The 8,236-nt window shown below is 65.3% G+C and carries 6 protein-coding genes; 3 read left to right on the forward strand and 3 right to left on the reverse strand.

Going from position 1 to position 8,236, the window contains the following annotated elements; translation table 11 throughout:
• Nucleotides 1-1,183, forward strand: a 1,183-nt coding sequence (locus VMD50_RS29650; RefSeq protein ID WP_325433549.1) for a condensation domain-containing protein, incomplete at its 5' end; no start/stop codon positions are given.
• A 114-nt stretch (nt 1,184-1,297) separates the two neighbouring features.
• A complete protein-coding gene (locus tag VMD50_RS29655) occupies nt 1,298-2,545 on the forward strand; it encodes a glycosyltransferase (RefSeq protein WP_325433551.1) in 1,248 nt (415 codons plus the stop codon).
• Between the two features lie 14 nt (nt 2,546-2,559).
• On the opposite strand, the gene VMD50_RS29660 is transcribed toward VMD50_RS29655, so the two are convergent.
• The 3 genes from VMD50_RS29660 to VMD50_RS29670 are packed head-to-tail and all read right to left on the reverse strand — an operon-like array spanning nt 2,560 to nt 5,490.
• Nucleotides 2,560-3,363 carry a glycosyltransferase family 2 protein gene (locus VMD50_RS29660; RefSeq protein WP_325433559.1) on the reverse strand — a complete coding sequence of 268 codons (804 nt, stop codon included), beginning with the start codon at nt 3,361-3,363 and terminating at the stop codon, nt 2,560-2,562.
• 32 nt (nt 3,364-3,395) lie between these two features.
• Nucleotides 3,396-4,661, reverse strand: coding sequence for a glycosyltransferase (locus VMD50_RS29665; RefSeq protein ID WP_325433553.1), 1,266 nt, complete (start codon nt 4,659-4,661; stop codon nt 3,396-3,398).
• A 43-nt stretch (nt 4,662-4,704) separates the two neighbouring features.
• Complete coding sequence (locus tag VMD50_RS29670) at nt 4,705-5,490, reverse strand: phthiotriol/phenolphthiotriol dimycocerosates methyltransferase (protein ID WP_325433555.1); 786 nt, start codon at nt 5,488-5,490, stop codon at nt 4,705-4,707.
• 205 nt (nt 5,491-5,695) lie between these two features.
• Here VMD50_RS29670 and VMD50_RS29675 point away from each other — a divergent pair.
• Nucleotides 5,696-8,236, forward strand: a 2,541-nt coding sequence (locus VMD50_RS29675) for an MMPL/RND family transporter (RefSeq protein ID WP_325433557.1), incomplete at its 3' end; no start/stop codon positions are given.

Below are 8,236 nucleotides of genomic sequence, written 5' to 3' on the forward strand. Positions count from 1 at the left end.
CACCATGTCCTTCGTCATCAATGCCCACCTTCGGCGGCACGCAACGTACCATAGCTGGTTTGAACACCAGGACGGGGAAAACTTCGTCCGTCGCACCATCAAGAACCCGCGCGACATTCAATTCGTCGCGAAAGAGTATGGTGTGCTGTCGCCGTCCGAATGGCGGGAGCTAGTGTTGGCCACGCCCGATCCGCTGCAGTGGGATTGCTTCAGGTTCGGCATCATTCAGTACGACGGCTACTTCTCGTTGTACGCGGTTGTCGACCATCTCCACGCCGACCCGGTGTTGGTTGCGAGTTTATATGTCGAGTTCCTGATGAACTACAACGCCCTTCTCGAGGGCAAGGCGCCTGTTGCACTGCCACCGGCCAAGAGTTATGACGAGTTCTGCCTCCGGGAGATCGCAGCCATGTCGGCGATGACGTTGGATTCGCCGGAGGTGCGCACCTGGATCGAATTCGCCGAAAGCAACGGCGGGTCCCTGCCGAACTTCCCGTTGCCACTTGGTGATCCCTCGATATCTTGCGGCGGCGACTTCCACGTCGAAAAGCTGATGGATGCGAAGCAAACGGCTCAGTTCGAGGCCAGATGCCTGCAGGGCGGCGCCAGGTTCAGTGGTGGGCTGTTTGCCTGCGCGGCCCTGACCCAATACGAGTTGACCGGTGCGCGGACGTATTACGGGATGACTCCGGTCGATATGCGCCGTAGTCCGGAAGAGTTTTTGACGGTGGGGTGGTTCACCGGTGTGGTGCCGTACACCGTTCCCGTCGATCCCAACTCCTTCGAAGAGACGGCCCTTGCCACTCAGACTTCGTTCGACGCGAACGTGGGCTTGGCGAACGTCCCCTACGATCGCGTTCGGGCGTTGGCGCCTTGGCTGAAGAGGCATGGACCGCAGTTCACCATGATGAACTACATGGATGCGGGCCTTCCTCCCCTTTCGGGTGTCGTCGCCAGCGCATTGGACGGAGTCAATGCGACCGCCTACAACGACGGTAGGGATCCGGCATTCATGTACATGACGGTTATGCGTCTGTTCGACGAGGTCTCGCTGTCGGTGTTCTTCCCGAACAATCCGGTTGCTCGGGAATCCGTGGTCCGCTATGCGCAGGCGATGAGATCCGTGTGCGCCCGGGTGGCGGAGGGCAAATTCGCGGGAGCACCGGTACGCGTATCCGGGTAGGCATCATTCCGACGCCGACCGCGAGGAACGAGGAGGAACGATCGGCTGCGGACGACTACTGATGGCCGCGGACTGCGGTCGCGGCCATTGGAAGTGGAAGGCTGAGTCTCGCCGATGAAATTTGTCCTGGCAGCTCACGGAACTCGGGGCGACGTCGAGCCCTCCGCGACAGTTGCCGTCGAGTTGCTGCGCCGTGGGCACGAAGTGCGAACGGCTGTGCCTCCCAACCTCGTTAGCTTCGTCGAGTCGGCGGGTGTTCCCGCGATCCCCTACGGGCCCGACACGCGAGAGCAAGTAGTGGCCGTCGCGGAATTCACCCACAACGCCTTCAAGGTCCAGAACCCGGTCAACTTCGTGCGCGACCTCAAGGAGCTTTTCGTCGAGGGCTGGGCGGAGATGAGCCGCACACTGACCTCGCTGGCCGATGGGGCCCACCTGTTGGTGACCGGCCAGACCTACCACGGGGTCGTGGCGAATGTCGCGGATTACTACGACATTCCGGTCGCGGGGCTGCATCACTTTCCGGTGCGGGTCAACGGCCAGATCGGCGTTCCGTTTTTGCCGTCGCCGGCGCCCGCGGTCCGCGCGACGTTGACGGCGGGCTGGTGGCTGTATTCGCGCATCACCAAGGCGGACGAGGACGCGCAACGCCGGGAACTGGGCCTGCCGAGGACGACGGCTTCGGCGTGGAGACGGATGGCCGAAGCCGGAACGCTGGAGCTTCAGGCCTACGACGAGGCGGTGTTCCCCGGGCTTGCCGCGGAATGGAATGGCAAGCGCCCCTTCGTGGGTGCGCTGACGCTGGAGTTGGGGGCCGACACCGACGACGAGGTCGCGTCGTGGATCGCCGCGGGAAAACCACCGATTTACTTCGGTTTTGGCAGCACGCCGGTCCAGTCCCCCGCCGAGACGGTGGCGATGATCGCCGATGCCTGCGCCGAGCTGGGCGAACGGGCCCTGATCTATTCCGGCGCCGAGGGTCCCGAAGCCGCTCCCCATCCCGGCGTCAAGCTGGTCGGCCACATCAACTACTCCACGATCCTGCCCATGTGCCGCGCGGCAGTCCACCACGGTGGCGCGGGCACGACGGCCGCAAGCCTGCGAGCCGGACTCCCCACGCTGATCCTGTGGGACGTGGCCGATCAGTTCATCTGGGCGACACAGGTCAAACGGCTGAAAGTCGGCTCCGCCAAACGACTTTCGAACATCACCCGGAAATCGTTGGTCCGGCAGCTCCGCAAGATCCTGGCGCCGGACTGCGTGGCCCGGGCCCGCGAGATCGCCCCGCGAATGACCAAGCCCGCCGTCGGCGTCGCCACCGCCGCCGATCTGTTGGAGCAGACCGTCCGCGTCGGCGTCTGAGACGACCGGCGGACCTATGGATGCCGCGTAGCGGCCGCGTCGCGCTGGACGAGCGGGAACGACTTGTCCCACTTGCGGCGGTGCGCCGCCCCCATCTCGCGCAGGATACCCATGGCCGCCGGCCAGCCGTGTGTTCGACGCAACCCCTGAATCATCGCCCAGCTGGAGGCCCAGTGATACTTCCGGCGACCGAAGTGGGCGTTCCCGGTCTTGCGCCCGAAATGGTTGACGTAGGCCATCTCCGTTGTGTACAGGCCGAATCCGGCTTTTCGTGCCCGCAGCGCGAGGTCGAGGTCGAGCCCCCAGCCGCCGTAGCGCCCGAAGGTGGCGAGATCCATTCCCCCGACGGCGTGCCAGCATTCCCGCGACATCACCAACGCCGTCCCCTCGACGGCGGGCACCACCCGATACAGCGGCCGGGGAACGTAGCTCGCGGCGTCCGGTATTCCGTCGACCACCGCGTACGGGAACCCGATGTTGAACATCGGCCCCACGATTCCGGCATCCGCGGGCAGGCGCGGGTCGAGCACGGCGGCGACGAATCCCCGCGAGATCCGGGTGTCGTTGTTGAGCGTTATTGCGTGGGAGTGACCCTCAGCGAACGCGGTTCGGAATCCAAGTTCGCTGCCCCCGGCCCAACCCAGGTTTTCGCCGGGCGTGATGACGCGTTCGTTCCCGATCTTGGGGTAGTCGCCGCGGTTGTCGACGATCAGGTAGTCGGCGCGTTCGCGCTCCAAATCGGTCACGAGCGCGTGCGTGTACTCATGCTGCCCGAAAACCGGCACGGTGATCAGTAAGGACACAACCGGAGCGTACACCGGTCCGCGCAACCCCGCGGCCCGTTCTGACATCAGCCGAAACCTTCACGTCGAGCTGCTTTTTCCAGCAGATCGGCGGCGGTGGCGATGCTCTCGGCGGGCTGGGTCATCCGCGAGGCGATCTCGCGGGCCCGAGTGGCATACGCCGGCGCGAGCACCGACTTGAGGTCGGCGACCAACGTTTTGCGGGTGGTGCCGGAGAATCGGCGCGCCGAACCGACTTTCAGCTGCTTGATCTGGGCCGCCCAGATCGGCTGGTCGGAGGTGATCCAGAGGATCAGCGCCGGGACGCCGGCGCGCAACCCGGCGGCGGTGGTGCCCGAGCCGCCGTGGTGGACGACCGCACGACAGGTGGGAAAGATCGCAGCGTGGTTCACCGCCGCCACTACTTTCACATGGTCGAAATCGGGCACATGGTCGAGATCGGGGACGCCGGTGTCCTGCGCCCGCAAGCAGATCAATGCCCGTTCGCCCAGCTCCGCGCAGGCCCCGCCGATCATGGTGACGAGATCTTTGAGGGACCCGACGGGCATGCTGCCGAACCCGAAGTAAATCGGCGGGGTTCCGGCCGTAATCCAGGACGCGACCTCGTCGTCGGCGTCGGTGGGCCACTCCATGGTGAGCGCGCCGACGAAGGGCCGCCGAGCGCCCCACTCCGCCGACAACCCGGGGAAGCAAAGCTCGTCGTAGGCCTGAATCTCCAGCGCTCCGCCTTCTGACATCCGTTGCGGCACAGGGCAAGTGGCCTTCGGCAGTCCCAAGCCCCGGCGTTGCTCGTCCTCGGCGCCACTGGTGAACCGCCAGTACAACCAGTCGAGGGTTTTCATCGTCGAGCGCACCAGCGGCGCCGGCAAGCGCGCCGGGAACGCGATGTGACCGTTGGGCCGCATCGGGTAGAAATGCAAGGCGGCCAACGGAATGTCGTAGTACTCCGCGACGTTGGCGGCGATTTCCTGATAGAGCTGGCCCGTCAGCAGCAGGTCGACCCCGTCCGCGAGCGGCTTGAGCGCGGCGCCCAGCTCGTCAAAGCCCTCCCGGACCGGCTCCATGGCCTCGCGCGCCAACTTGACCGGATTGGTGAACTTCCACGAGTTGTGCAGGAAATCCTCGTCCAACTGCTGCTGGGAATCGCGCTGCCCGTAGGCGACCGCGGGCAGCCCGGCCGACTCCACGAAGCCGACCAGGTTGGGCGGGACGCCCACCCGCACCTCGTGCCCGCGGCGCTGCAGTTCGCGGGCGACGGCGGCGCACGGCTCGATATCGCCGCGGGTTCCGTAGCTTGCCACGGCAAACTTCATGACGGCCTTCGGCCCTTCGCTTCCGGTGCGCGCTGGACCCGCATCAATCCTTGGCGAAGTGGTAGACGCGGTACGAGAACCCACCGGCGCGGCGCAGATCCCAGTCCATCACGCCGACGCCGTAACGGATCAGCGAGTTGACGAATCCCGGCAGGCGGCCACTGATCTGCTGCTGCGTCCGTCGCGTGTTGGCGTCCAGCCCGCGCTTGGCCTCCTTGTCGATGTCCCTTTCGGAGACCTTCCGCAGCGGCGCGTCGGCCAGCGCCGCCTCCCACTCCGCGACGACGGGCGCGCGGCGCGAATCGGTGTACAGGAAATCCCCGCCCGGGCGCAGCACGCGTGCCACTTCCTCGAGGAAACCGGCGAAGTCGGGGTACTGGTGGGAGGCCTCGACATTGATCACCGCGTCGAACGATTCGTCGGGGAAGGGCAGGTTCTGGGCATCGCCCTGCACGAAATCCAGGCCCGACAGCTGATGCCGCTCCCGGCACTTGTCGATGCTGGCGGGGTTCAGGTCCAGGCCGGTGTAGGAGGCCGGGCCCAGGTTGCGCATGATGTACGAGGCTCCCCCGCCGGCCCCGCAGCTAACCTCCAGCACCTTCTTCCCGGTGAGATCCACCTGCGAGGCGGTCACGTGGTAGAGCTGGATGCAGTAGCGGTTGGGCTCGTCGGATGCCGCCAGCGGCAGGCCCAACGGCGGATCCTCTTCGTAGCCGAAGTTGAAGAAAACCACGTCATCGCCGACCTGGCGGGTGCCAAGGGGCAGAAAGTACTTGGTGGTCAGCTTGCCCACGAGCGGGTTGGATTGCAGGCGGTAACCGATGGCCATGGGGAGAGTGTTACACGGATCCGCGGCGCCACACCCCGAATGGGCGCCTTGACCCCAGGGCCGGGAGAGCTCGCGGGCCGGGTCGAGCGCCGGGGAGCAAGGCGCTGACCAGCAGAATTACTGTCAAGATCACAGCGGGATCACGGTCGCCGCCCAGATTTCGATTACCCCACACGCGCGCAGGCCAGCTTGTAGGGTTGGTTGCGTGTCGAGCCGGACTGGCACGGGCGAGGCAGCCAAGCCTGGGGGAATCTTCGACCGCATCGGACAAGTCGTCGTGCGGTGGCCCCTGCTTGTCATCGCCGCCTGGATCGCGTTCGCGGCCGTCTTGTGGCTGGTTTTTCCGCCGCTGATGGTGGAGGCCGGCAAGCGCGAGCCGAAGGCCCTGCCGGACAACGCCCCGACGGTGGTGCTCAATCAGGAAATGGCCCAGGCATTCGCCACGCCGGGCAAGGACTCCGAGGCCCCCAAGAGCCCCGGGGACTCGGGCCCCGGGGGCACCACCAAAAAGGCCGGGGACTCCGACGGCGGCTCCGATAATCCGCTGGGCGGTGGCGGGTCCCTCCTGATGATCATGCTGAGCGACGAGAACGGCATCTCACCCGCCGACGAGGCCGTCTACGCGAAGCTGGTGCAGAAGCTGCACGAAGACACCGCCGACAAGATGACGGTGCAGGACTTCCTCAGCTCCCCGCAGATGCGCGAAGTCCTGGCCAGCAAGGACGGCAAGGCCTTCATCTTGCCGGTTTCCTTCCCCGGTGCGGGCACCGCGCCCAGCACCATCGCCGGCTACCACCACGTCAAAGACATCGCCAAACAGGTCACCGCCGGGACGTCGCTGACCGCTTACGTCAGCGGACCGCTGGCCAGCATCGCCGACGCCACCGAAATGGCGATGGAAGACGCGCATTTCATCGAGATCGGCACCGTGGCGGCCGTGCTGATCATTCTCTTCTTGATCTATCGCAACGTGATCACCATGTTGGTGCCGCTGATCAACATCGGTGCCTCCATCGGGACATCGCAGGGTGTGTTGTCGGGGCTGAGCCACCAGTTCGGCCTGCCGGTGAACTTGCAGTGCCTCGTCCTGATGACCGCGGTCATGGTCGGCGCGGGAACGGATTACGCGGTCTTCCTGATCAGCCGCTATCACGACTATGTGCGCCGCGGCGAGGATTCCGATCAAGCGGTGAAGATGGCGTTGATGTCGATCGGCAAGGTGATCGCCGCATCGGCAGCCACCGTCTCGGTCGCCTTCCTCGCGATGGTCTTCACCAAGCTGGAAGTGTTTTCGGCCGTCGGTCCGGCGATTTCGATCTCGGTCATCGTGGCATTCCTGTGTGCGGTGACCCTGCTGCCCGCCTTGCTGGTGGTCGCCGGACGACGGGGCTGGATCAAGCCGCGACGCGACCTCACCACCCGTATGTGGCGGATCATGGGAACGCGCGTCGTGCGCCGGCCCCGCATTCACCTGATCGGGAGCCTGGTCGTGCTCATCGCTTTGGCGAGTTGCACCAGCATGATGCGCTTCAACTACGACGACCTCAAGACGATGCCCGCGTCGGTGGACAGCTCCAAGGGATACGAGGCGATGAATCGCCACTTCCCGACGAACGCGCTGACACCCATGGTGCTGTTCGTCAAGTCATCCCACGACTTGCGGACGCCGCAGGCCCTCGCCGACCTCGAGCAGGTGGCCAGCCGGGTCAGCCAGCTCCCCGATATCACCATGGTGCGGGGCCTGACCCGGCCCAACGGAGAACCGTTGGAGCAGACCAAGATCTCGTTCCAAGCCGGGGAGGTCGGCAACAAGCTCGCCGACGGCTCCACCCAAATTCAGGAGCACGGGAACGATCTGGACAGGCTGGTCAACGGCTCCAATCAATTGGCCGACGCCCTGGCGATGCTGCGCGATCAGGTCACCGGGGCCATTTCCAGCCTCAGCGGGGTGGTCGGGCCGTTGCAGGCGATGGAGCAACTGGCGGGCGGCGACCGCACCATCGCCGCGCTCGACCAGGGCGCCAGCCTCACCGGGCAGATGAAGACGCTTGGTGACAACCTCAACACGTCCACCATGAACACCCAAAACATCGCCGCGTGGGCCGGCCCGATGTTGACGGCCCTCAATGACAGCCAGGAATGCAACGCCGACCCGGGCTGCGTGAGTTCACGGGCGGGCTTGGCGGCGATGGTGCAGGCCAACAACGACGGCACCCTCAACTCGATCAAGATCATGGCGCACAACCTGCAATCGGCCGGCAAAGCGCAGACCGTCGGGCAGACGCTGGACAAGGTGCAGCAAACGCTCACCCAAGCCTCCACCGCCATGAAGACGATCAAGAACCTGCAATCCACCATGAGCCAGGCGCAACAGGGCGCCAATGCGCTCGCCGACGGCAGCCGGGCAATCGCCGGGGGCGTGAAAATACTGGTCGATCAGACCAGAAACATCGGCAGCGGCCTCGGCGAGGCGTCGCAATTCTTGCTGAACATGAAGCACGACACCGACAACAAGCCGTCGATGGCGGGCTTCAACATCCCACCGCAGATCATGACGAGGGACGAGTTCAAGAAGGGCGCCGCGATCTTCCTCTCCCCCGATGGACACGCGGCCCGGTACCTCATCCAAAGCGCGCTCAACCCGTTCAGCACCCCGGCCATGGATCAGATCGCGAAGATCGTCAAGGCCGCGCAGTCGGCGCTGCCGAACACCGAACTGGCGGACGCCAAGGTGGCGGTGGCGGGC

This window comes from Mycobacterium sp. (genome assembly GCF_035506235.1).
GTDB lineage: Bacteria > Actinomycetota > Actinomycetes > Mycobacteriales > Mycobacteriaceae > Mycobacterium.